This window comes from Streptomyces sp. 11x1, assembly GCF_032598905.1.
Lineage (GTDB): Bacteria > Actinomycetota > Actinomycetes > Streptomycetales > Streptomycetaceae > Streptomyces.
This window is the reverse complement of record NZ_CP122458.1, coordinates 3269906-3293591: the sequence shown is the minus strand read 5'-3', so window position 1 is coordinate 3293591 and position 23686 is coordinate 3269906. Positions and strand designations below refer to the sequence as shown.

The window sequence follows — 23686 nt, the reverse complement described above, 5'->3', positions numbered from 1 at the left end:
TGCGCGAGAACCCCCACCGGACCGACACCTACCCACCCGCCCCGCGCGGAGCGCGAGAGGCGGGGGCGAAGTAGGTCAGGCCGGGCGGAGCCAGAGGGTGGTCAGAGGGGGGAGCGTGACGCGGATGCTGGCGGGGCGGCCGTGCCACGCCTGGGGCTCCGGCTTCACCGGGTCGGACGCCGTCACATCCGTCCCGCCGTACACACCCGCGTCCGTGTTGAGGAGCTCGCGCCACGCCGGGACGTCGTCCGGTACCCCGAGGCGGTAGTCCTCGCGCACCACCGGCGAGAAGTTGGACACCACCAGCAACGGACTCCCGTCCTCGGCGAACCGCAGGAACGCGAGGACGTTGTCGTCCGCCGAGTCCCCCGTGATCCAGGAGAAGCCCGCCGGCCGGGTGTCCTGCTCCCAGAGCGCGGGGGTGCGCCGGTACACGGCGTTGAGATCACGGACGAGGTCCCGCACCCCCCGGTGGTCCGCCTCCGCGCCGTACGCGGGATCGAGCAGCCACCAGTCCGGCCCGTGCGCCTCCGACCACTCCGCTCCCTGGGCGAACTCCTGCCCCATGAAGAGGAGTTGCTTGCCGGGGTGGGCCCACATGAAGCCCAGGTACGCGCGGTGGTTGGCGCGCTGCTGCCACCAGTCGCCCGGCATCTTCGACACCAGTGAGCCCTTGCCGTGCACGACCTCGTCGTGGGAGATGGGCAGGACGTAGTTCTCGCTGTACGCATACACCATCGAGAAGGTCATCTCGTGGTGGTGGTGCTTGCGGTGGATCGGGTCCTTGGCCATGTAGCCCAGGGAGTCGTGCATCCAGCCCATGTTCCACTTCAGGCCGAAGCCGAGCCCTCCGAAGCCGCCCGGACCCGTGTGGTGGGTGGCACGCGTGACCCCGTCCCAGGCCGTGGACTCCTCGGCGATCGTCACGACACCGGGCACCCGCCGGTACACCGTCGCGTTCATCTCCTGGAGAAAGGCGACCGCGTCCAGGTTCTCCCGGCCGCCGTGCTCGTTCGGCGTCCACTGACCCGGCTCGCGCGAGTAGTCGAGGTACAGCATCGACGCGACGGCATCCACCCGCAGCCCGTCGATGTGGTACTCCTCGCACCAGTGGACGGCGTTCGCCACCAGGAAGTTGCGCACCTCGCGGCGCCCGTAGTCGAACTCCAGCGTCCCCCAGTCGGGGTGCGCCGCCCGCGCCGGGTCCCCGTGCTCGTACAGCGGACGTCCGTCGAACTCCGCCAACGCCCAGTCGTCGCGCGGGAAATGGGCCGGCACCCAGTCCATCAGCACCCCGATCCCGGCCCGGTGCAGGGCGTCCACCAGGTACTTGAAGTCGTCCGGGGTGCCGAGGCGGGCCGTCGGGGCGTAGAAGCCGGTGACCTGGTAGCCCCAGGAACCGCCGAAGGGATGCTCGGCGACCGGCAGCAGTTCGACGTGCGTGAAGCCGAGGTCGGAGACGTACGCCGGGAGCTGTTCGGCCAGTTGACGGTACGTCAGTCCGGGGCGCCAGGACGGCAGATGGACCTCGTAGACCGAGAACGGCGCCTCGTGCGCGGGGGTCTCGGCCCGCTTCGCCAGCCACTCCTCGTCGCCCCACTCGTGGTGCGAGGCGTACACGACGGACGACGTGGCGGGCGGGACCTCCGTCCGGCGGGCCAGCGGGTCGGCCCTGAGCGTCCGGGAACCGTCCGGCCGGGTGATCTCGAACTTGTACAGCTCACCCTCGCCGATCCCCGGCACGAACAGCTCCCACACGCCCGAGGAGCCGAGCGAACGCATCGGGAAGCCCGAGCCGTCCCAGAAGTTGAAGGTGCCGGCCACGCGTACGCCGCGCGCGTTCGGGGCCCACACGGTGAAGCGGGTGCCGGTGACGCCCTGGTGGGTCATCGGCTCGGCGCCGAGCGCCCGCCACAGCTGCTCGTGCCGGCCCTCACCGATGAGATACAGGTCCAGCTCACCGATCGAGGGCAGGAAACGGTACGCGTCCTCGGTCTCCTGCTCCGTCCCCTCGTACGACACGAGCAGCCGGTACGCCTCCGGGACCTCCCGCAGCGGCAGCAGCGCCGAGAAGAAGCCGCCCCCGTCGTCGTGCAGCTCCGCCCGCAACGACCCCACGACCACGCACACGCCGAGGGCGTACGGCCGGAACGCCCGGAACACCACACCACCGGGCGCGGGATGGGCTCCGAGTACGGCGTGCGGCTCATGGTGCGTACCGGCCAGCAGCCGCTCCCGGTCACCGCCGTCCATCGCGGGGGAGAAGGCAGGCTGGGCGAGGGGGGCCCCGGGGACCTCGCCGCCGACCGGTGCGGCAACCGTGGCTCCGTTGCCTCCGTCGGCTTCGCCGAGCACCGGCTCGGCCGTGGCCTGCCTGGGGACCAGCGGATCGGGTCCGCCCGGCTCGGAGGTGGCCTGGTGGGGGACGGTCGCCCCGGGGGGAGTGGCCGACCCGGCCAGCACCGACACGGCAGCGGACGGCTCGACCACGGCCGACTCGGGAGCGGCGGCCACGGCCTTCCTCGCGCCCGCCGCCTTCGCGACCGCCTTCTTGGCGGTGGTCCTCTTCGCGGCGGGCTTCTTGGCCGCGGCTTTCTTGCTGGCGGCCTTTTTGGCTACGGCCTTCTTGGCGACGTCTGCGGCGGGCACGGCTTCTGTGGTGACATCACCGGCGGTGGTGGTGGCATCGGTGGTGGTGTTGCCGGCTGTGGTGGTCTTGGCGGTGGTCCTCTTCGCGGCGGGCTTCTTGGCCACGGCTTTCTTGCTGGCGGGCTTCTTGGCTACGGCCTTCTTGGCGACGTCTGCGGCGGCCACGGCTCCTGCGGCGACATCACCGGCGGTGGTGGTGGCAACGGTGGTGGTGTCGCCGGCCGTGGTGGTCTTGGCGGTGGTCTTCCTCCCGACCGCCTTCTTGGCCACGGCCTTCTTCGTGGCCGGGGCCTTTTTCGCCACCGTCTTCTTCGCCACAGCCTGCTTCGCCGGCGCCATCTTGGCTGCGGCGGTCGTGGTGGCGGCCTCCGCGGCCGTGACCGTGTCCTCCGTCGTCTTCTTCGCCGTCGCCTTCTTGGCCGTCGCCTTCTTGGCCGTCGCCTTCTTGGCGACGGGCTTCGCCGCCGCTGCCGTCTTCTTCGCTGCCGTCCTCTTCGTCGTCGTGGCCGTCTTCTTCACCGGGGCCGATACCTCGGCCCCGGCGGCGGGGGGCTGCGTGCTGTCGTCGGACGGCGGGCGGGGAGTCACAGGGACGGTCTCCTCGGGAGGGGTGGTGTCAGGGGGTGGTGTCGGTGCAGGGGTCCGTGGCCAGGCGGCGGACCGCGGCCAGGGGTACCGGGAGCCAGTCGGGACGGTGGCGGGCCTCGTAGATGACCTCGTACACGGCCTTGTCGGTCTCGTACGCGCGCAGCAGCACGGGATCGGTTCGCGGATCGACTCCGGCGACCTCCGCGTACCCGGAGCAGTACGCGGCCCGGCAGGCGGTCGCCCAGTCGGCGGCCGGGGGCTGCAGGGAGTGCGCCGCGTAGTCGAAGGAGCGGAGTATGCCGGCGATGTCGCGGGCGACGGGCTGCGGCATCCGCCGCTCGGCCAGCGGCTTCGACGGCTCACCCTCGAAATCTATGAGCGACCACTCCCCGGACGGCGCACGCAGACACTGCCCGAGGTGCAGGTCGCCATGGATGCGCTGCGCCGTCCACGTGTGCCCCTCCGCGGCCAGGTCGGCCAGCGCGGCGAAGGCCGTGCGCAGACCGGGCGCGTACGGCCGCAGCGCGGGGACGGCCTGCGCGGCGGCCTCCAGGCGCTCGGTCATCCCCTCGACCAGCGCCTCCAGTTGGGCCCGGCCCAGGGTGACGGTGGGCAGGACGCTGGTCAGCGCGGTGTGCACCTCGGCGGTGGCCCGCCCGAGCGCCCGCGCCTCGGCGGTGAAGTCCTCACCCTTGGACAGCATGCTCAGCGCCAGTTCCCAGCCGTCCGCCGCCCCGTGCAGGAACGGTTGCAGGACGCCCAGGACATGATGGCCGTCGGGGTCGCCGGAGCGACCCAGGTCCGCCACCATCCAGGCCACCGGCGCCGGTACCCGGGGGCAGTCCTCCTGGGAGAGGGCCAGCGGCAGTTCGAGGTCGGGGTTGTCCCCGGGCACGACCCGGCGGAACAGCTTCAGGATGAACGTATCGCCGTAGACGAGCGAGGAATTGGACTGCTCGGCGGTGGCCAGACGCGGCACCAGGCCCTCGGGGATGTCATGGCGCGTGTCCCGTCCGCAGCGCAGCTCGCCGACGCGGGCCTGGGTGCGCAGCGCCTCCAGAAGGACATCGGCGAGACGGGGGTCGTGCAGCGCCTCGTACACCGTCCGCCCCGCCAGTGGCCCCTCCGCCACATGCCCGATCAGCGCGGGCGCCAGCCGGGGCGGCAGTGTCTCGCGTACGCCGAGCAGCAGTTGGTAGCAGTCGCCGGGGTGCGTCGCGGCTCCCTGGGACGGCACCAGCGGCTGATGCGCGCGGACGAGGAGATGCAGCAGCCCCGCCTTGGACCCGCCGGGCCCGCCTGCCGCGGGGGTGCCCACCGGCAGCAGTTCCGTCGCCGCCACCAGGCTGAACCCGGTGACCGGTCGCCCTTTCCCCGCGAACCAGCGCTGCCGCGGCAGCCACTCGCGCAGCAGGGGCTCCAGCGAGGTGAGCAGCCCGGCTGAGGGTTCTGTGGGGGACGGTGGCGCGGGACTTGTCGCGGTGGAGTGCGAAGCGGCTTCCGACATGGAATCGCGTCCTTTCCCCGGGGGCGGGGTGTTCCTGTCTGCGTGCCCCGGGCGGGCCGGGGGAAACCGGCCAGCCCGGGGTTCCGGTCGGGTTTACACGGCGTCTTTCCGTAGCCGGAACCAGTAGAAGCCATGGCCCGCGAGGGTGAGGAGGTAGGGCAGTTCACCGATGGCGGGGAAGCGGACTCCGCCGATGAGCTCCACGGGGTGGCGTCCTTGGTAGGCGCGCAGATCGAGTTCGGTGGGCTGGGCGAAGCGGGAGAAGTTGTTCACGCACAGCACCAGGTCGTCCTTGTACTCGCGGAGGTAGGCGAGCACGGACGGGTTGGAGGAGGGCAGTTCGGTGTAGGTGCCCAGGCCGAACGCCGGGTTCTGCTTGCGGATCTCGATCATCCGGCGGGTCCAGTGCAGCAGCGACGACGGCGAGGACATGGACGCCTCGACGTTGGTGACCTGGTAGCCGTAGACCGGGTCCATGATCGTCGGCAGTGACAGCCGCCCCGGATCACAGGAGGAGAAGCCGGCGTTGCGGTCGGGGGTCCACTGCATGGGGGTGCGGACGGCGTCGCGGTCGCCGAGCCAGATGTTGTCGCCCATGCCGATCTCGTCGCCGTAGTAGAGGATCGGGGAGCCGGGCAGGGAGAGCAGCAGGGCGGTGAAGAGTTCGATCTGGTTGCGGTCGTTGTCCAGCAGGGGCGCCAGGCGGCGGCGGATGCCGATGTTGGCGCGCATGCGCGGGTCCTTGGCGTACTCCGCGTACATGTAGTCGCGTTCCTCGTCGGTGACCATTTCGAGGGTGAGCTCGTCGTGGTTCCGCAGGAAGATGCCCCACTGGCAGTTCGAGGGGATGGCGGGGGTCTTGGCGAGGATTTCCGAGACCGGGTAGCGCGATTCCCGTCGTACGGCCATGAAGATGCGGGGCATGACGGGGAAGTGGAACGCCATGTGGCATTCGTCGCCGCCGCTGGCGAAGTCACCGAAGTAGTCGACGACGTCCTCGGGCCACTGGTTCGCCTCCGCGAGGATGACCGTGTCGGGGTAGTGCGCGTCGATCTCCTTCCGCACCCGCTTGAGGAAGTCATGGGTTGCGGGAAGGTTTTCGCAGTTGGTGCCCTCCTGCTGGTACAGGTACGGCACCGCGTCCAGCCGGAACCCGTCGATGCCCAGGTCCAGCCAGAACCTCAGCGCCGAGATCATCTCCTCCTGCACGGCCGGGTTCTCGTAGTTGAGATCGGGCTGGTGGGAGAAGAAGCGGTGCCAGAAGTACTGTTTGCGGACGGGGTCGAAGGTCCAGTTGGAGGCTTCGGTGTCGACGAAGATGATGCGGGCGCCGGGGAACTGTTTGTCGTCGTCGGCCCAGACGTAGTAGTCGCCGTAGGGTCCGTCGGGGTCCTTCCTCGATTCCTGGAACCACGGGTGCTGGTCGCTGGTGTGGTTCATGACGAAGTCGATGATGACGCGCATGCCGCGTTGGTGGGCGGCGTCGACGAATTCCACGAAGTCGGCGAGGTCGCCGAATTCGGGGAGGACGGCGGTGTAGTCCGAGACGTCGTAACCGCCGTCGCGCAGCGGGGACTTGAAGAACGGCGGGAGCCAGATGCAGTCGATGCCCAGCCACTGCAGGTAGTCGAGTTTCGCGGTCAGGCCCTTGAGGTCGCCGATGCCGTCGCCGTCACTGTCCTGGAAGGACCGGACGAGGACCTCGTAGAAGACAGCGCGTTTGAACCAGTCCGGGTCCCGGTCCTTCTGCGGCGTGTCCTCGAAGGTGTCCGGAACGGGCTCGTTGACGATCATTGTGTGGGTGACCCCCCGATCTGCGGGTTGGACGGTCGCAGGACGGTCAGTACGTGGGCGGGCGAGCGGCCCGGTTCCAGACGTACGTAGTTGTTCCTGCCCCAGGTGTAGACCTCGCCGGTGAGCTCGTCGCGCACCAGCACGGACTCATGCCAGTCCAGGCCGAGTCGCGGCATGTCCAACGAGACCGTGGCCTCCTGGGTGTGGTGGGGGTCGAGGTTGACCACCACCAGAACCGTGTTCGAGCCCGCCCGCTTCGAGTAGACGATCACCGCTTCCTGGTCGGCGTGGTGGAAGTGCAGATCCCGCAACTGACGCAGCGCCGGGCTCCGCCGCCTGATCTCGTTGAGCTTGCCGAGCAGTGGGGCGATGGTGCGTCCGTCGCGTTCGGCGGCGTCCCAGTCGCGGGGGCGGAGTTGGTACTTCTCGGAGTCGAGGTACTCCTCGCTGCCTGGCTTCAGGGGGGTGTTCTCGCAGAGCTCGTAGCCGGAGTAGACGCCCCAGGTGGGCGAGAGGGTGGCGGCGAGGACGGCGCGGAGTTCGAAGGCGGGGCGGCCGCCCTCCTGGAGGAAGGCGTGCAGGATGTCGGGGGTGTTGACGAAGAAGTTGGGCCGCATGTAGGCGGCTGCTTCCCCGGCGAGTTCGGCGGCGTACTCGGTGAGCTCCTGTTTGGTGTTGCGCCAGGTGAAGTAGGTGTAGGACTGCTGGAAGCCGGTGGCGGCCAGGGTGTGCATCATCGCGGGGCGGGTGAAGGCCTCGGCCAGGAAGATGACGTCCGGGTCGGTGGCGTTGATCTGGGCGATGACCTGTTCCCAGAAGACGACCGGTTTGGTGTGGGGGTTGTCGACGCGGAAGATGCGTACCCCGTGGTCCATCCAGTGCCGCAGGACACGCGTGGTCTCGGCGATCAGGCCGGGCATGTCGGCGTCGAAGGCGATGGGGTAGATGTCCTGGTACTTCTTGGGCGGGTTCTCGGCGTAGGCGATGGTGCCGTCGGGGCGGTGGTGGAACCACTCGGGGTGTTTGTGGACCCAGGGGTGGTCGGGGGAGCACTGCAGGGCGAGGTCCAGGGCGACTTCCATGCCCAGGGCCCGGGCTTCGGCGACGAAGAAGTCGAAGTCGTCGAGGGTGCCGAGGTCGGGGTGGACGGTGTCGTGGCCGCCTTCGGGGGAGCCGATGGCCCAGGGCACGCCGACGTCGTCGGGGGTGGGGGAGAGGGTGTTGTTGCGGCCTTTGCGGAACGTGGTGCCGATGGGGTGGATGGGTGGGAGGTAGACGACGTCGAAGCCCATGGCGGCGATGGCGGGCAGGCGCCCTGCGGCGGTGCGGAAGGTTCCGTGGGGCTGCTCGGGGGTGCCCTCGGAACGGGGGAAGAACTCGTACCAGGAGCCGAACAGGGCCCGCTCGCGTTCCACCAGCAGGGGCAACGGCTCGGAGGAGGTGACCAGTTCCCGCAAGGGATGCCGGGTCAGGACCTCGTCCACCTCCGGCGCCAACGCCGCAGCCAGCCGGGCCGAGACGGGACGGGTGGTGTCCCGGAGCGCATCCACGGCGGCGAGGAGGGTGCCCCGACCGCTCTTGCCCTCGGGGACCTGGTCGGCGGCGCGTTCGTGGAGACGCGCGCCCTCCTCCAGCACCAGCTCGGTGTCGATGCCGGCCGGGATCTTGATGCGGGCGTGATGGCGCCAGGTGGTGACCGGGTCACCCCAGCCCTCCACGGCGTAGGACCAGAGGCCCTCGCTCGGTACGGAGACGGTGGCGCCCCAGCGGTCGGTGCCGGGGGCCAGTTCGCGCATCGGGGTCCACCCGGCCGGGCGGCCCTCCGGGTCACGGAGCACGACATTGGCGGCGACCGCGTCGTGGCCCTCCCGGATGACGACGGCCGAGACCTCGAAGGCCTCGCCCACGACGGCCTTCGCCGGGCGGCGGCCGTGGTGGACGGTCGGCCGCACATCGAGGACCGGTATACGGCCGACGGTGGGAGCGCCCAGAGTCTCCGGGGGTGTTGGAGGCACCGAGGAGGGCGCGGGCGGGTCGGTGCGCGCCCGGCGTGCGGGGCGTGCGGCGGTGCTGTCGGGTGGGGCGGGGGTGGTACTGGTCGTCGGGGGTGCTGACGAGTGGTGCGTGGCGGGCATGACCGCTCCTGTCCGCGTCAACGTGGGTGGGCGGATGAGGGTGTGGGGAGGTGGGGCCAGCGGGACGTACCGGTGGAGCCTTCCCACACAGTGCGGGTGGGCATTCCGGCACTTTGTTAACTACTCACGCGTATGTCTACACACAAGACCGGCCTCGTCCGAAGGGGTCGAGGCCGGTCACTGTAGTCGCTCTCGGTAAAGACCCGCTCACCAGTGGTGTTACGGGTTCCTACAGGCGGTCGACGAGGAGAAGCCTGTTCGGGGAGCCCGGATATCTGTCCTTGACCTTGCCCGAAACCGCACGCTTGACCAACGCCCTGGCCACCTCCGCCGGAGCGGCCCGTGGACGGTCGGCCAGATACAGGGCCGCCGCGCCCGCGGCGTGCGGTGCGGCCATGGACGTACCCGAGTGGGTCGCCCGCGCGGTGTCGCTCCGGGGCGAGGCGGAGGTGATCGACCGGCCGGGCGCGAACAGGTCGAGGCTCGGGCCCCAGTTCGAGAAGTCGGCGCGGACGTCCTTCCGGTCGGTGGCGCCGACCGTGATCGCCTGCTTGACGCGGGCGGGAGAGTAGAGGCCCGCGGCCCGTCCGTCGTTGCCCGCGGCCACCGTGTAGGTGACGCCGGAGGCGATGGAGTTGCGCACGGCCTCGTCGAGTTGGGTGTTGCCGAGACCGGCGAGGCTCATATTGGCCACGGCCGGCTTCCTCGCGTGCTCGGTGACCCAGTCGACACCCGCGATGACCTGGGCGGTCGTGCCCCCGCCCGCGTCGTCGAGCACCCGGACGGCGACGACCTTCGCCTTCTTCGCGACCCCGTACGCGGTGCCGGCGACGGTGCCCGCGACATGGGTGCCATGGCCGTTGCCGTCCTGGGCCGAGCGGTCGTTCTGCACGAAGTCCCAGCCGCTGCTCGCCCGTCCGCCGAAGTCCTTGTGGGTGATCCGTACGCCGGTGTCGATCACGTACACGGTGACGCCCCTGCCCGCCGACTGCGGCCAGGTGTAGCTCCTGTCGAGCGGCAGGCTCGGCTGGTCGACGCGGTCCAGGCCCCACGACGGCGGGTCGGGACGGCTGCCGGTGTAGGCGACCTTCGTGTCCTGGACGACCGACGCCACCCGGGGGTCCGCCGCGAGCCGCCTGGCCTGTTTCTCACCGACCGTCACGGAGTAGCCGTTCAGGGCGCTGCCGTACATATGGCGTATTTTCGCCCCGTACTTCGACGCTATGCCCTCTCCCGCCGTAGACGGGGCCCTCGTTCCCGGTTCGAGGGTGACGATGTAACTGCCGCCCACGGAGCCGGGGCCACCGGCGCCGTGGACGAACCCCTCCGGTGCGGCGTGCGCGGGCAGGGTGATGGCCGAAAGTGCCGCGGCCGTCATCACCGCCGTGAGCCCACCCGCCCGGCGCGCACTCCTGTTTCTCGTCTCTGCCGGCTGGCGCATGTCTGAGAACCCCCTCCTCGGCCCGGCGCTCCCACACCGGGGTTCACCGGAAGCCTCTCGTGCGGGGTGAAGCGCCACAAGGCCGCGCAGAGGGATGGAATCGGCCAATATCACCTGTGGGGTACATGTGGATGTTGCTGACGGGTTGCGACGAATTCAGGACTGAACGGGCCGGGGCGGACTGCCCCGCCGGGCGGCCGGGGTACGGATGCGCCGTAATTGCATACGGAGGGACGCGCCGTAGTTGCCACGGCCCCCGCGCCGCTACCGTCGGGGGGTGACGAACGGCGCACAGCGGAGTGCGTCCCCCGGCCCGTACGTCCTGGCGCGAAGGTGGAATCCTCTGTGAAGGCCATCCGCAGATTCACCGTCCGACCCGTCCTGCCCGAAGCCCTCCATCCGCTGAGCGAACTGGCGCGCAATCTGCGCTGGTCCTGGCACCCGGAGACCCGTGACCTCTTCCAGTCGGTCGATCCCGAGCGCTGGGCCGCCTCCGGCGGTGACCCCGTACGACTCCTCGGCTCCGTCTCCGTACGGCGCCTGGCCGAACTCGCCGAGGACCGGCGCTTCCTGCGCCGGCTGACCGCCGCCGCCGACGAACTGCGTGACTACGTCACCGGCGACCGCTGGTACCAGGGGCAGGCGCAGAGTGCCGAACTCCCCGCTGCCATCGCCTACTTCTCGCCCGAGTTCGGGATCACGGCCGCGCTGCCGCAGTACTCCGGCGGCCTCGGCATCCTCGCCGGCGACCACCTGAAGGCGGCCAGCGACCTCGGTGTCCCGCTGATCGGCGTCGGCCTGCTCTACCGGCACGGCTACTTCCGGCAGTCCCTGTCCCGGGACGGCTGGCAGCAGGAGCACTATCCGGTGCTCGACCCGAACGAACTGCCCCTGGTGCCGCTGCAGGAGGCCGACGGCACCCACGCCCAGGTCGGCCTCGCCCTCCCCGGCGGCCGCCGGCTGCACGCCCGGATCTGGGAGGCCCAGGTGGGCCGGGTGCCGCTGCTGCTCCTCGACTCGGACGTCGAGGAGAACGACCTCGGCGAACGCGGGGTCACCGACCGGCTCTACGGCGGCGGCAGCGAACACCGGCTCCTGCAGGAGATGCTGCTCGGCATAGGAGGTGTCCGGGCGGTGCGCACGTACTGCCGGCTCACCGGCCACGCCGGGCCCGAGGTCTTCCACACCAACGAGGGCCACGCCGGGTTCCTCGGCCTGGAACGCATCGCCGAACTCGGCGACGAGGGGCTCGACTTCGACGCCGGCCTGGAGGCGGTCCGCTCCGGCACCGTCTTCACCACGCACACCCCCGTCCCGGCCGGCATCGACCGCTTCGACCGTGAACTGGTCGCCCGCCACTTCGGCCCCGACGCCGAACTGCCGCGCATCGACGTGGGCCGCATCCTGGGGCTCGGCATGGAGACGTACCAGGGCGGCGACCCGAACGTCTTCAACATGGCGGTGATGGGGCTCCGGCTCGCCCAGCGCGCCAACGGGGTCTCGCTGCTGCACGGGCAGGTCAGCCGGGAGATGTTCTCCGGGCTGTGGCCGGGCTTCGACCCGGACGAGGTCCCGATCACCTCGGTCACCAACGGCGTGCACGCCCCGACCTGGGTGGCCCCGGAGGTCTTCCGGCTCGGCGCCCGCCAGATCGGCGACGAACGGACCGAGGACGCCATGACCGTCGGCGGCTCCGAACGCTGGGACGCCGTGGGCGACATCCCCGACCAGGACATCTGGGACCTGCGCCGCGACCTGCGCGAGCAACTCGTCGTCGAGGTACGGCAACGCCTGTACGCCTCCTGGCGGCAGCGTGGTGCGGGTACGGCCGAACTCGGCTGGATCGAGGGCGTCCTCGACCCGGACGTCCTGACGATCGGCTTCGCCCGCCGCGTCCCCTCGTACAAGCGTCTGACGCTGATGCTGCGCGACCAGGACCGCCTCATGGAGCTGCTGCTCCACCCGGAACACCCGATCCAGATCGTGGTGGCGGGCAAGGCGCACCCGGCCGACGACGGAGGCAAGCGCCTGATCCAGGAGCTGGTGCGGTTCGCCGACGACCCGCGCGTCCGCCACCGGATCGTGTTCCTGCCCGACTACGGCATGGCGATGGCGCAGAAGCTGTACCCGGGCTGCGACGTGTGGCTGAACAACCCCCTGCGCCCGCTGGAGGCGTGCGGGACGAGCGGGATGAAGGCGGCCCTCAACGGCTGTCTCAATCTCTCCGTCCTGGACGGCTGGTGGGACGAGTGGTTCCGGCCGGACTTCGGCTGGGCCATCCCGACGGCGGACGGCACGGCGTCCGAGGAGGACCAGGACCGCCGGGACGACGTGGAGGCGGCCGCCCTCTACGACCTGCTGGAACGACGGGTCGCCCCCCGCTTCTACGAGCGCGGCCCCGGCGGGCTGCCCGACCGCTGGATCGAGATGGTCCGCGAGACGCTCACCCATCTCGGGCCGAAGGTGCTGGCGGGCCGGATGGTCCGGGAGTACGTCGACCGCCTCTACACCCCCGCCGCCCGCGCGCACCGGTCGCTGACCCCGGACACGGCCCGCGAACTGTCCGCGTGGAAGGCGCGGGTGCGGGGCGCCTGGCACCGGGTGAGCGTGGACCACGTGGAGACCTCGGCGGCCCCGCTCAGCACGGCCGCCGAGCTGGGCGCGACGCTGCTGCTGCGTGTCCGGGTGGGCCTCGGCGACCTGGGCCCGGACGACGTCGAGGTCCAGGCGGTCTCCGGGCGCGTGGACACCGACGACCGCATCACCGACGCCAGTTGCGTTCCGCTGAAGCCGGCGAGCGGCCCCGACGACGAGGGCCGCTGGGTCTACGAGGGCCCGCTCGCCCTGGACCGCACGGGCTCCTTCGGCTACACGGTCCGCATCCTCCCGACCCACCGCCTGCTGGCCTCGGCCGCCGAACTGGGGCTGGTGGTGGCGCCTTCGGAGGAACTGGGGGAGGGGGCGGGGGTGCTGATGCGGTGATCCGAGCGGGCGGGGTGCGCGCCGCTCACCTCGCCCGCTGCCCGGCGGTGGAGCGACTGAAAACGTGTCGCTGAGGCCGAGGGCAGCTGGTTACGGTCGGTGAGGGGTCTGTACGGTGAGCGGCTCTGTCCCGTAATCGGTGGTGACGAAGCGTGATCAGCATCGTCGACATCGCGTGCGAAACGTCAACTCCCTTGTGGAGACTGTGTTTTCAGGGTTGTCGGCGCCGGTTGTCGAGGACGTGGTGGGCGAGGGCGAGGTAATCCACGTGCCGGCGCGGACCCGCCAGGAGTCAGTGAGCCTTTTCCAACCTCACGCTGATGCGTGGTGAAGGACGAGGACGGCCTTCACCACGTCGGTGATTCGGTTGGTGCTGCAGCGGATCTTCCGCGGGAGGCGCCAGCCCTTGATGGTGGCCATGGCCCGCTCGCCGAGGCAGCGGATCTTGGCGTGGGTGGTGTTGTGGCGACGCTGCCATCGTTTGAGGCGGCGGCCCCGAAACGGTACGCGGACGGGTCCGCCGGCGCCTTGGTATGCCTTGTCCGCCCAGCATTTGAGTCCCGCATCGGCGAGGGCTTCGATGATGCCGTGCTGCCGCGCGGCGGTCAGGTCGTGAGTCGAGCCGGGCAGAGCCGGCGAGGCCCAGAGCAGCCGTCCGAACGGATCGGTGAGGACCTGGACGTTCATGCCGTGGCGTTTGTGTTTCCCGGAGTGTGCGCCGTGAGGCGCTCGTTGTTCGAGTGGAGGTGAAAGACCGCCACCATCGCCCTGTCGCAGCAGGGCGGTTGAAGCTGGGGGCAGCCTGAACCGGGAGGTGCCGGGGAGGGCGGGAAGCAGCCCCGACAAAGCCGGGACGTGCCAGTACTGCCAGATGGTGCGGGTCCGGCAAGCGAGACGGAGAGGAGTACGCGAGGAACCGGCGTCTACGCCTCCTTAAGGCACGCCAGCTCGAACCTGGTGGATGACGGCTGGATGCGGTGCGTCCCTGCTGGATATTCGGCTGGCGGGGAACTTCCTGGGTGGTCTATTTCGGTCGCGCGGGGAGGCCACGGTGAAGTGCTGCGGGGTAGCCGTGGCGAGGCCGCGGGGGTATAGCCGGGCTCCTACTCCGACGATCGAACAGCGAGCGAACACGGGAACCGTCCCGGTTCCGCCCTCCTGCCGCGCGTCCAGTTCGGGCGGAGGGCTGGGTCCATCGTCGGCCGATCGGGCCGGGACGGGGCGGAGCCGCCGTAGTACTCCGAGCCGGGGAGAGCCCGGCACATGGGGAAGGGCGGCAGCGGTTTCGAGAAGGGAAGGAGGCTGCAATGCCGAAAGACGCACCACTGAACAGTGGTGCTCCCGAGGCCCCGTTGGGGTCTCACCAGCGAGTATCGGGGATGCAGACCAAGCTTCACCGTTGGGCGGCGGCTGACCATGGCCGCAGGTTCGACGATCTGTTCAACCTCGTATGCGACCCGGCGACGCTGCTCGTGGCGTTCGAACGGGTCGCGGGCAACCAGGGAGCCCGCACCCCGGGCGTCGACGGCCTCACAGTCGTCAACGTCGAGCGGGAACTCGGCCTCCCGGGCTACCTTGAGGACCTGCAACGCGTACTGAAGACGGGTGAATTCCGCCCGCTGCCGGTGCGCGAACGCAAGATCCCCAAGCCCGGCGGAAGCGGGAAGGTGCGCAAGCTCGGCATCCCGACCGTCTCCGACCGGGTGGTCCAGGCAGCCCTCAAGCTGGTGTTCGAGCCGATCTTCGAGGCCGACTTCCTGCCGGTCTCCTACGGTTTCCGGCCCATGCGGCGCGCACACGACGCGATCGCCGAGATCCACCGCTACGGCACCAGCGGCTATCGCTGGGTGCTGGATGCGGATATCGAGGCGTGCTTCGACTCCATCGACCACACGGCCCTGATGGACCGGGTGCGCGCGAGAGTCAAGGACAAGCGCGTGCTGCGGCTGGTCAAGGCGTTTCTCAAGGCCGGCGTCCTCACGGAGGGCGGCGGCCGCGAGGAGACCTTCACCGGCACCCCGCAGGGCGGCATCCTCTCCCCGCTGCTGGCGAACATTGCCCTGTCCGCGCTCGACGAGCACGTGATGGAGCCGTGGGAGCCGGGCGGGAGGATGTCCACCAGAGGCAGGCGGGCGCACCATCGTCTTCACGGCCGCGCGAACTGGCGCATCGTCCGCTACGCGGACGACTTCGTCGTCCTGGTCGACGGCAGCCGTGACGACGTCGCCTGCCTGCGCGAGGACATCGCCGACGTACTGCACCCTCTCGGGCTGAGGCTGTCACCGGCCAAGACTCGGATCGTGCACATGTCGGACGGGTTCGACTTCCTTGGGTTCCACATCCAGTGGCGCCGCAAGCGAGGATCGAACAAGTGGTACGTCTACACCTTCATCGCCAAGAGGCCCATCCGGCAGCTGAAGGACAAGATCCGTGCCCTGACGAACAGAACGTCGCAGCAGGACCCGGGGACCGTGCTGAAGAGGATCAACTCGATTCTGCGCGGCTGGGTCAACTACTTCAAGCACGCGGTATGCAAGACCACGCTGAAAGCCCTGGACCAGTTCGTATGGCGACGGGTGACCAGCTGGTGGATGGTGCTGCATCGCTGGAGGTGGAAGGACGTCCGTCGGCGCTTCACCGACCACAACGGCCGGTGGCACAAGCTCTCGGCGGACGGGATCGAACTGTTCCCCATGGTCTCGATTGCGGTCACCCGCTACCGATACCGGGGCAACACGATCCCCAGCCCCTGGACACTCAACCACGCTTGAACGGCAGAGACCGTGGAGAGCCCGGTGCGGTGAGAGCCGCACGCCGGGTTCGGCGAGCGGCACGGAGAAACGGACCGGTGGCAACACCAGCACCGCGCTCCGTGCCGACTCAACAGTACGGGGTGTCGGCGGCGATGCGGTCGATCGGCAGCAGGGTGCCGTCGAGGATCACGAACGCCTTCGTCCGGATCGTCTTCATCGCCTCGGCCAGGGACGGGGCGATGGCGGCCAGGGCCTCGACGGCTTCACGTATGTAGCGGTAGACGGTCGCGATCCCGATGCCGAACCCGGCAGCGAGCTGGGCGTAGGTGTCACGGCACCGTAGATGGGCCAGGGCGAGCAGTGCCTGACGTGCGGCGGGAAGGCGCCGCCACCGTGTTCCGATCTCCTGCCGCCGGGCTGTCAGTTGTCCGGTCAGGAACCGCAGGGTGCGGCTGGACAGATCAATCGAGGACGGGTGGACAAGCACGCGAAGCTCCTGGCGGACACGGGTGATCTTGGTCGAGAACCCGTCTGCCAGGAGCTTCGTCGTTGCGCAGGACAGTCCAACTCGCGGTCAGGCACCGCAGCTTGAAAAGGGCTCACTTGCGCGGACGGTTGTTGAGCTTCGTCGCGATGACATCAAGATCGTCTTGGCTGAACGTCGACAGGTTCGTGCCTTTGGGCAGGTACTGCCGGAGCAGCTTGTTGGTGTTCTCGTTGGTGCCGCGTTGCCAGGGGCTGTGCGGGTCGGTGAAGTAGACCGGGATGCCGGTCTCGATCGTGAACTGGGCGTGTACCGACAGCTCCTTGCCGCGGTCCCAGGTCAGCGATCGCCGTAGTTGCCCGGGCAGGGTGCCGACCGTTGCTGCCAGCGCGTTCTTCATCGTCACCGCTCCGTAACCGGCCAGCGGCGGCCCGTTCTAGGTCCGGGGAACCGTGCTCGACGGGTGGCGGTACTGGCGTGCGGTCCGAGCGGCTGACGGCACAGATGAGGAGTGCGTCACCAGGTATCTCACATGCCGTACAGCGTCTCCAGGTTCACCAACAGTACGTCACCGCGCCGCTTCGCGAGTTCCCTCACGTCGGCATGGAACCCGTACAGCGAGAAGAGCGCCAGAGTCACCCCGCTCGTGTCGTAGCCCTGCTCCGAGAGCAAGTCCCGGATGCGTTCCAGCCGCTGTAGGTCGGCGACTCCGCGTCGGGCCACCGTCGCCTTCGCCTCGCCCAGGAGTGCGATGCGGGCGCGTGGTGACTGGGGGCGTTCGCCGAGGGCGAGGGCGATGACGTCGACCTCGTGTTTGGTGCGGGCCGAAGGGTCGGGGACCTCCGTGGTGCCGACCGGGCCCGGGAGGCCGTCCGGGAGGACCGTGTGGGCGTAGCGGCGGGTCCAGGTGCGGGCGAGTTCTTCGAAGTGGGGGCCCAGGATCTTGGAGTTGAAGGTGGGAGTGGATGCCTTCCATGCCTCCTCAGCGAAACCCTGCTCCACGGCTGATGCCTGGGGGAGTGTGATCAGCTGGTTGAAGCGGATCACGGGATCCACCAGGGTGATGACCGGGTGGCGGGGGCGAAGGATGTCCTGTTCCCGGTGGATGTAGCTCGTGGACTCCAGGACGTCCAGCGGGTGCGCGATCGCGTTGCGCGGGCGGCCGAGGGCGGCGCCGATCTTGGTGGGCGTGGTCGCGCCCTGGGCGATGGCCGAGAGGATGTCGTAGTAGAGGGTGTGCTGGGTGATGCGAGGGTCCTCACGGAGTAGGTATTCGGTCTCCGTGCGGGAGTAGACCGCTCGGCCGGGGTCCAGAAGCGTACGGGACACCCAGGAGTCGAAACCGTCGTTCGGTGTCGGGTTCCCTGCGATGGGCTGGTAACCAGGGGCGCCGCCGAGCACGGCGTGGACGCGGAGTGCGGTGGGCAAGTCCTCGATCTGCCAGAAGCGGCGACTGGCCCGGTAGTCGAAAGCGCCCAGGCGCAGGTCGATGACCGCGCGTCCGCGTAGGGGCTTCGTGCCCGAGAGCAGCTCGTGCATGACGCTCATGGCTGATCCGCACAGGATGACGCGGGCACCGATACCCTCACCGCGCTGATGGTCGTCGTACAGCTGCTGTAGGAATCCCGGTAGTTCAGGTGAGTGCTGCAGCAGGTACGGCAACTCGTCGATGATCAGGAGCGGCACTTTCGAGCGACGCGCCGCGACGTTGATCGCGCTGTTGAGCACTGCCGGCCAGTCCGGCAGGCTCAGAGCGCCGGAGTGCAGTCCGGCGTGCGAGGCGATCACGTCGCTGAAGCGCTGCAGCGCCGGAAGGCGGCCTTCCTCGCGGATGGCGGTGACATAGAGGCCGTCGAGCGATTCCGACAGTGCCTGGAGGAGGTACGACTTGCCGTGGCGTCGTCGCCCGGACACGACGCCGAGTCGCATGGCCGGTGAGGGGTCGCCGATGAAGTCGGTCAGTAGTGCCCACTCCCGTTCGCGGTCGACCACGTCTTGGGGCTTGTCCGGGATCGGTGGATGCTGAGTCGTATGTCGTCCCATGGGGCACTTCCGTGGTCGATGCCGTCGATTCGTCTAAGTCTATGTAGACGGGATCTGTCGGCATCGACTTCGACGGAACTTACTCCTTCGGGTGATCGCACAGCCTCCGCAACACCACCCCACACCGCCGCGCATAAGCATGCTGCAACCCCCGCGTCGCCGCCCCGCCCGCCCGTGCGTACCACTTCGCGCCGCGGCTGAACGCCGTGACCGTGAGCCAGACCGTGCCGTCTCCCGTGCGGTCGACCACGAAGGCCTCCTCGCCGCATTCCGGGTGGCCCGGGAGCGTGCCGTAGGCCCAGCCCTTGCGGCGGGGCTCGTCGACGGTCCAGACCACGCGGCAGGGGGCCTTGATCACGCCGCCGAGGGTGACCGTCACGTCGACGCCGGGGGCCGCCTCGGGGGCGGACGCGCGTATGCCGACGCCCAGCGCGCGGTGCATCTCCCAGGTGCGGACGGCGTGCGCGGCCCGCTCGAACACGTCCGTGCCCTCGCCTATGCGGGAGCGGACGTGGAGGGGGTTGAAGTCCGGCGGGCAGTGACCCTCGCGAGTCGCGCCGACGGCCTCGTAGGTGAAGGGGCCCTCGGGGAGCGGGCCGGTGGTTTCGGGCATGGCGCACAGACTAGGGCGGTACCCGGAGTCGCCTTCTCTCCGGGTACCGCCCCGAGCAGCCTGGGAACCAGGCCGTGATGTCACGCCGTGACGTTGACCGCTGCCCACGTCGCGTTCACCGCGGCGTACTCCGCGCTGTTCGCGCCGTAGAGCGAGGACGCCGCGTTCAGGGTCGCCGTGCGGGCGCCCTTGTAGTTCGTGGTCGACGTCATGTACGTCGTCAGCGCCTTGTACCAGATCTGGACGGCCTTGTCCCGGCCGATGCCCGCGATCGTGGCGCCGTTGGAGGTGGGGGAGTTGTACGCGACCCCGTTGATCGTCTTGGCGCCGCTGCCCTCGGACAGGAGGTAGAAGAAGTGGTTCGCCGGGCCCGAGGAGTAGTGGACGTCCAGGCTGCCGAGCGACGACGACCAGTAGTTGGCCGACGAGCCGTCCTTGCTCGGCTGGTCCATGTAGCGCAGCGGGGTGCCGTTGCCGCGGATGTCGACCTTCTCGCCGATCAGGTAGTCGCCCGGGTCCTTGGTGTTCGCGGCGTAGAACTCGACCGCCGTGCCGAGGATGTCCGAGGTGGCCTCGTTCAGGCCGCCGGACTCGCCGCTGTAGTTCAGCCCGGCGGTGTTGGACGTCAGGCCGTGGGTCATCTCGTGGCCGGCCACGTCGATCGAGGTGAGCGGCTTGGTGTTGCCCGCGCCGTCGCCGTACGTCATGCAGAAGCAACTGTCGGACCAGAAGGCGTTGACGTACGCGTTGCCGTAGTGGACCCGGGAGTACGCGGCGACGCCGTTGTTCCTGATGCCGTTGCGGCCGAGGACGTTCTTGTAGAAGTCCCAGGTGACCTGGGCGCCGTAGTGGGCGTCCACGGCGGCGTTCTGGTCGGTGGAGGAGCTGGTGGCGGTGCCGGTGCCCCAGACGTCGTCCGCGTCGGTGAAGAGCGTGCCGGCCGAGGAGGACGTGGCACGCGCCTTGTTGTACGTCTTGTGGGCGCCGCGCGTGGGGTCGTTGAGCTGGTACGTCGAGCCGGACCGCGAGGTGCCGATGGTGACCTGGCCGTTGTACTGGCTGTTGCCGCTGCCGGTCTGGATCGCCTCCCACTCGTACAGCTTCTTGCCGGTCTCCGCGTCGGTGATGACGTGCAGCTCCTGCGGGGTGCCGTCGTGCTGGAAGCCGCCGACGACCGTCTCGTAGGCGAGGGCGGGCTTGCCGCTCGCGGCCCAGACGACCTTGCGCGGGGCCTTGTCGGCCGCGGTCTTGGTGGAGCCCTCGGCCTTGGCGGCCTTCAGCGCCTGCTTCTCGGCGGTGGCCTTGGTGACGGCCGCGGTCAGGTCGGGGACCTTGACGGTGGCGGTCGTCGCCTTGGTGACACTCTTGATGTCGCCGGCCTTCGACTCGTGGACGACCAGGTCGCCGCCGAGGACCGGGAGGCCGCCGTAGGTGCGCTCGTAGCGCGTGTGGACCGTGCCGTCCGCGTCCTTGAGGACGTCACGGACGACCAGTTCCTCCTTGGCGCCGAGGCCTATCTCGTCGGCGGTCGCGGTCGTGGCCGCGTCCGCCTCCTTGATCAGGGCGGTGCGCGCGGCGGGGGTCAGCAGGACGGGGGCCCCGGCCGGCCGGGCCTTGTCCGCGACGGGGGCGGGCTGGGCGGTGGCACCGGAGGTCAGTCCGGTGGTGAGCAGCGCGCCGGCGGCGACGGCGGTCGCGATGGCGAGCGTGGTGCGCTTGTGACGCGCGTAGAGGGGAGTCACACAAGCTCCTTATGTGGGGGAGTTCGCTGGTGCTGGTGCGGCGGGTGGAGGAAGAGTGACACCTGAGTCGTGTTCATGTCAGGAGGGGGTGATGATGTTGGCCGAAAGTCAACTGTCCGGTGAATGTTGCGGGAACATGAACGGGCGCCGCCCCGGCGGGAAGTGACCCACCGGGGCGACGCCCGTCGGCACCGGGAAGCGCGTGCCTGCTGATGTGTGCGCGGCTGCGCGCGCGGGTGCGCACAGGTGCGCGCGGGTGTCCTACGGGAACGTCAGCTTCCAGCTGTTGATGTACCCGGTGTCCCGGGCCGCGTTGTCCTGGACCCTCAACTGCCAGACGCCGTTGGCGACTTCGGAGGACGCGTTCACGGTGTACGTGGTGTTGATGTTGTCCGAGCTGCCGCCGGTGCCGTACGCCTTCAGCGTGTACGCCGTGCCGTCGGGGGCGACCAGCTGGACCTGGAGGTCACCGATGTAGGTGTGGACGATGTCCACGGCGACCGCCAGGTTCGAGGGAGCGTTTCCGGTCCGGCCGGACACCGTGATCGGCGAGGTGACCGCCGCGCCGTTGTCCGGAATCGATACGTCGGTCGTGCTCTCGAACGACGTGCCGCCGCCCCCGCCACCGCCGGGCCGGGTGCCCACGTTCACGCCCGCCCAGGCGTTGGCCACGGCCGTGTACTCGGCGGACGTGGTGCCGTACAGCTCACCGGCCGCCGCCAGGGTGCCGGTGCGGGCGCCCGCGTAGTTGGTGGTCGAGGTGAACTTGGTGGTCAGCGCGCGGAACCAGATCTTCTCCGCCTTGTCCCGGCCGATGCCGATCACCGGCAGGTTGTCCGAGGTGGGCGAGTTGTAGCTGACGCCGTTGATGGTCTTGGCGCCGCTGCCCTCGGAGAGCAGGTAGAAGAAGTGGTTCGCGGGGCCCGAGGAGTAGTGCACGTCGATCGAGCCGATGCCCGAGTACCAGGCGTCCCTGGACGAGCCGTCCTTGCTCGGCCGGTCCATGTAACGCAGCGGCGTGCCGTCGCCGTTGATGTTGATCTCCTCGCCGATGAGGTAGTCACCGACGTCGGAGGTGTTCGCCGCGAAGAACTCGACCGTCGCGCCGAAGATGTCCGAGGTGGCCTCGTTCAGACCGCCGGACTCGCCGCTGTAGTTCAGGCCGGCCGTGTTGGACGTGAGGCCGTGGGTCATCTCGTGCGCGGCCACGTCGATCGAGGTGAGCGGGTTGGCGTTGCCGGAGCCGTCGCCGTACGTCATGCAGAAGCAGGAGTCCTGCCAGAACGCGTTGACGTAGTTGTTGCCGTAGTGCACGCGCGAGTAGGCGCCGACGCCGTCACCGCGGATGCCGCTGCGGCCGTGCACGTTCTTGTAGTAGTCCCAGGTCAGCGCCGCGCCGTAGTGGGCGTCGGCGGCGGCCGACTCCAGGTTCGACGGGGCGCCGTTGCCCCACACGTCGTCGGGGCCGGAGAACAGGGTCCCGGTGCCGGACGTGCCGCGGTTGAGGTTGTTCGTGCGGTGGTTGCCACGGGCGCCGTCGGTGAGGTTGTACGTCGAACCGGACTGGGTGGTGCCGAGGGTCACCTGGCCGCTGTAGACGGTGTTGCCGGTGCCGGTCTCGACCGCTTCCCACTCGTACAGCTTGGCGCCGCTGGTGGCGTCCGTGATGACGTGCAGCTCCTGCGGGGTGCCGTCGTGCTGGAAGCCGCCGACGACCGTCTCGTAGGCGAGGACCGGCGTGCCGCTCGCGGCCCAGACGACCTTGCGGGGCGCGCGGTTGATCTCCGGGCTCTTGGCGTCCTCCGCCTTCGCGGCGCCGAGGGCCTGCTTCTCGGCCTTGCCCTTGCTGACGGTCGGCGTCAGCGACGGGACGGCGATCTTCGCCTTGGTGGCCTTGACGATGCCCTCGGTCGCGCCCGCCTTCGAGGTCTCGACGACCAGGTCGCCGCCGAGGACCGGGAGGCCGTCGTAGGTCCGCTCGTAGCGGGTGTGCACGGTGCCGTCGCGGTCCTTGACCACGTCACGGACGACGAGCTTCTCCTTGGCGCCGAGGTTCAGCTCCTCGGCCGTCTGGGCCCTCGTCGCGGTGGCCTCGCGTATCAGCTCGGCCCGCTGGGCGGGGGTGAGCTTGACCGAGGCCGTGCCGGTGGCCTTGCCCGCAGCCGACGGTGCCTTCTCCGGGGCGGCGGTGGCGGCGCCCGACTGGACGGCCGCGGCCAACAGGGCGGTGACGGCGACGAGCGCGCCGGCGGCCGTGCGCCGGCGGGCGGTGCGGCCGAAGGTGTTACCGGTGTGGGAGGTGCGTCTGTGGGACTGGCGTCTCAACACTGACTCCTTCTGCACGGCCGCGGTTCGCACGGCCAGGGGAGACCGGACGACTGGTGGCCGTCCGGGCAGAACAAGGTGTGCACTGACGAACGCGAAAACCACATGCGTGGGGGTGCCGCGCGGCACGTCACAGCGCTGCTTGTGAGGTTGCTGTGCCGCGGCTGTGGGCAGAGTGGCAGGAGATTGCGCTTCCTGTCAGGGGCGCGTCAATAAGTTGGCCGGAAATGGTCCGTTGCCCGGTTGATCATGTTCGATAAACGGAGCGTTCACCTGGTGGGGCAGAGGGCCGAGGGCGCAGGGCCGAGCGCGGAAAGCGGAGGGCGGAGGCCCGCGGAGCTGCCCTACCTGATCCGTTCCAGCGCCTCGGGGGCCGTCAGGTCGGTCAGTCCCTCGGCCAGGTGCACGTGGTCGTTGCAGAACCAGACGGCGCTCTCCGGGTGACCGACCCAGTCGTCGTCATACGTCCGGGTCGCCCGGAAGTAGACCAGGGTGAACTCGGAGAAAGTCTTGTCGTCGTGCGGCCTGCGAGGGCAGACGACGCACATCGGCGGCATCACAGGAGGCGTTCTTCTCATCGTCGTAAGGCTGTTCGGTAATCCTCGCACGGGGCCGTGCGCGTTCGTCGGA

General features: G+C 69.6%; 12 protein-coding genes and 3 pseudogenes. 2 read left to right on the top strand and 13 right to left on the bottom strand.

The genetic code is table 11. The features are described from left to right. Positions 1-75: 75 nt before the first annotated feature. From glgB to P8T65_RS14075, 5 genes are all read right to left on the bottom strand, one after another. Positions 76-3237: a 1,4-alpha-glucan branching enzyme gene (gene glgB, locus P8T65_RS14095; RefSeq protein ID WP_316725748.1), complete on the bottom strand. Its 3162-nt coding sequence runs from the start codon at positions 3235-3237 to the stop codon at positions 76-78. A 28-nt stretch (positions 3238-3265) separates the two neighbouring features. After that, positions 3266-4744, bottom strand: a complete 1479-nt coding sequence (locus P8T65_RS14090; RefSeq protein WP_316725747.1) for a maltokinase N-terminal cap-like domain-containing protein — start codon at positions 4742-4744, stop codon at positions 3266-3268. A gap of 93 nt (positions 4745-4837) precedes the next feature. Further along, positions 4838-6538, bottom strand: a complete 1701-nt coding sequence (treS, locus tag P8T65_RS14085; RefSeq protein ID WP_316725746.1) for a maltose alpha-D-glucosyltransferase — start codon at positions 6536-6538, stop codon at positions 4838-4840. Beyond that, complete coding sequence (locus P8T65_RS14080) at positions 6535-8673, bottom strand: alpha-1,4-glucan--maltose-1-phosphate maltosyltransferase (RefSeq protein WP_316725745.1); 2139 nt, start codon at positions 8671-8673, stop codon at positions 6535-6537. The genes treS and P8T65_RS14080 overlap by 4 nt, the downstream gene beginning before the upstream one ends. Positions 8674-8902: 229 nt before the next feature. Beyond that, positions 8903-10114, bottom strand: coding sequence for a S8 family peptidase (locus P8T65_RS14075; protein WP_316725744.1), 1212 nt, complete (start codon positions 10112-10114; stop codon positions 8903-8905). Positions 10115-10459: 345 nt separating this feature from the next. Here P8T65_RS14075 and P8T65_RS14070 point away from each other — a divergent pair, with 345 nt between their 5' ends. Then, a complete protein-coding gene (locus P8T65_RS14070; protein WP_316725743.1) occupies positions 10460-13096 on the top strand; it encodes a glycosyltransferase family 1 protein in 2637 nt (878 codons plus the stop codon). A 312-nt stretch (positions 13097-13408) separates the two neighbouring features. Here the strand turns inward: P8T65_RS14070 and P8T65_RS14065 are convergent. After that, positions 13409-13810, bottom strand: a pseudogene (locus P8T65_RS14065) (transposase family protein); the annotation flags it as partial. A gap of 593 nt (positions 13811-14403) precedes the next feature. Here P8T65_RS14065 and ltrA point away from each other — a divergent pair. After that, the gene (gene ltrA, locus P8T65_RS14060; RefSeq protein WP_316723494.1) at positions 14404-15867 is read left to right on the top strand and encodes a group II intron reverse transcriptase/maturase; all 1464 of its coding nucleotides are present in this window, start codon (positions 14404-14406) and stop codon (positions 15865-15867) included. Between the two features lie 115 nt (positions 15868-15982). Here ltrA and P8T65_RS14055 read toward each other — a convergent pair. From P8T65_RS14055 to P8T65_RS14025, 7 genes and pseudogenes are all read right to left on the bottom strand, one after another. After that, a pseudogene (locus P8T65_RS14055) lies at positions 15983-16336 on the bottom strand (transposase family protein); the annotation flags it as partial. A 112-nt stretch (positions 16337-16448) separates the two neighbouring features. Continuing rightward, positions 16449-16769: pseudogene (locus P8T65_RS14050) on the bottom strand (IS30 family transposase); the annotation flags it as partial. A gap of 92 nt (positions 16770-16861) precedes the next feature. Then, the gene (locus P8T65_RS14045) at positions 16862-18376 is read right to left on the bottom strand and encodes an ATP-binding protein (RefSeq protein WP_316725741.1); all 1515 of its coding nucleotides are present in this window, start codon (positions 18374-18376) and stop codon (positions 16862-16864) included. Positions 18377-18455: 79 nt separating this feature from the next. Further along, positions 18456-18989, bottom strand: coding sequence for a DUF1990 family protein (locus P8T65_RS14040; RefSeq protein WP_230220505.1), 534 nt, complete (start codon positions 18987-18989; stop codon positions 18456-18458). An 80-nt stretch (positions 18990-19069) separates the two neighbouring features. Then, positions 19070-20731 carry a M4 family metallopeptidase gene (locus P8T65_RS14035; RefSeq protein WP_316725740.1) on the bottom strand — a complete coding sequence of 554 codons (1662 nt, stop codon included), beginning with the start codon at positions 20729-20731 and terminating at the stop codon, positions 19070-19072. A gap of 261 nt (positions 20732-20992) precedes the next feature. After that, positions 20993-23059 carry a M4 family metallopeptidase gene (locus P8T65_RS14030; RefSeq protein WP_316725739.1) on the bottom strand — a complete coding sequence of 689 codons (2067 nt, stop codon included), beginning with the start codon at positions 23057-23059 and terminating at the stop codon, positions 20993-20995. Positions 23060-23400: 341 nt separating this feature from the next. Further along, positions 23401-23634 carry a hypothetical protein gene (locus tag P8T65_RS14025; protein ID WP_316725738.1) on the bottom strand — a complete coding sequence of 78 codons (234 nt, stop codon included), beginning with the start codon at positions 23632-23634 and terminating at the stop codon, positions 23401-23403. Positions 23635-23686 lie beyond the last annotated feature (52 nt).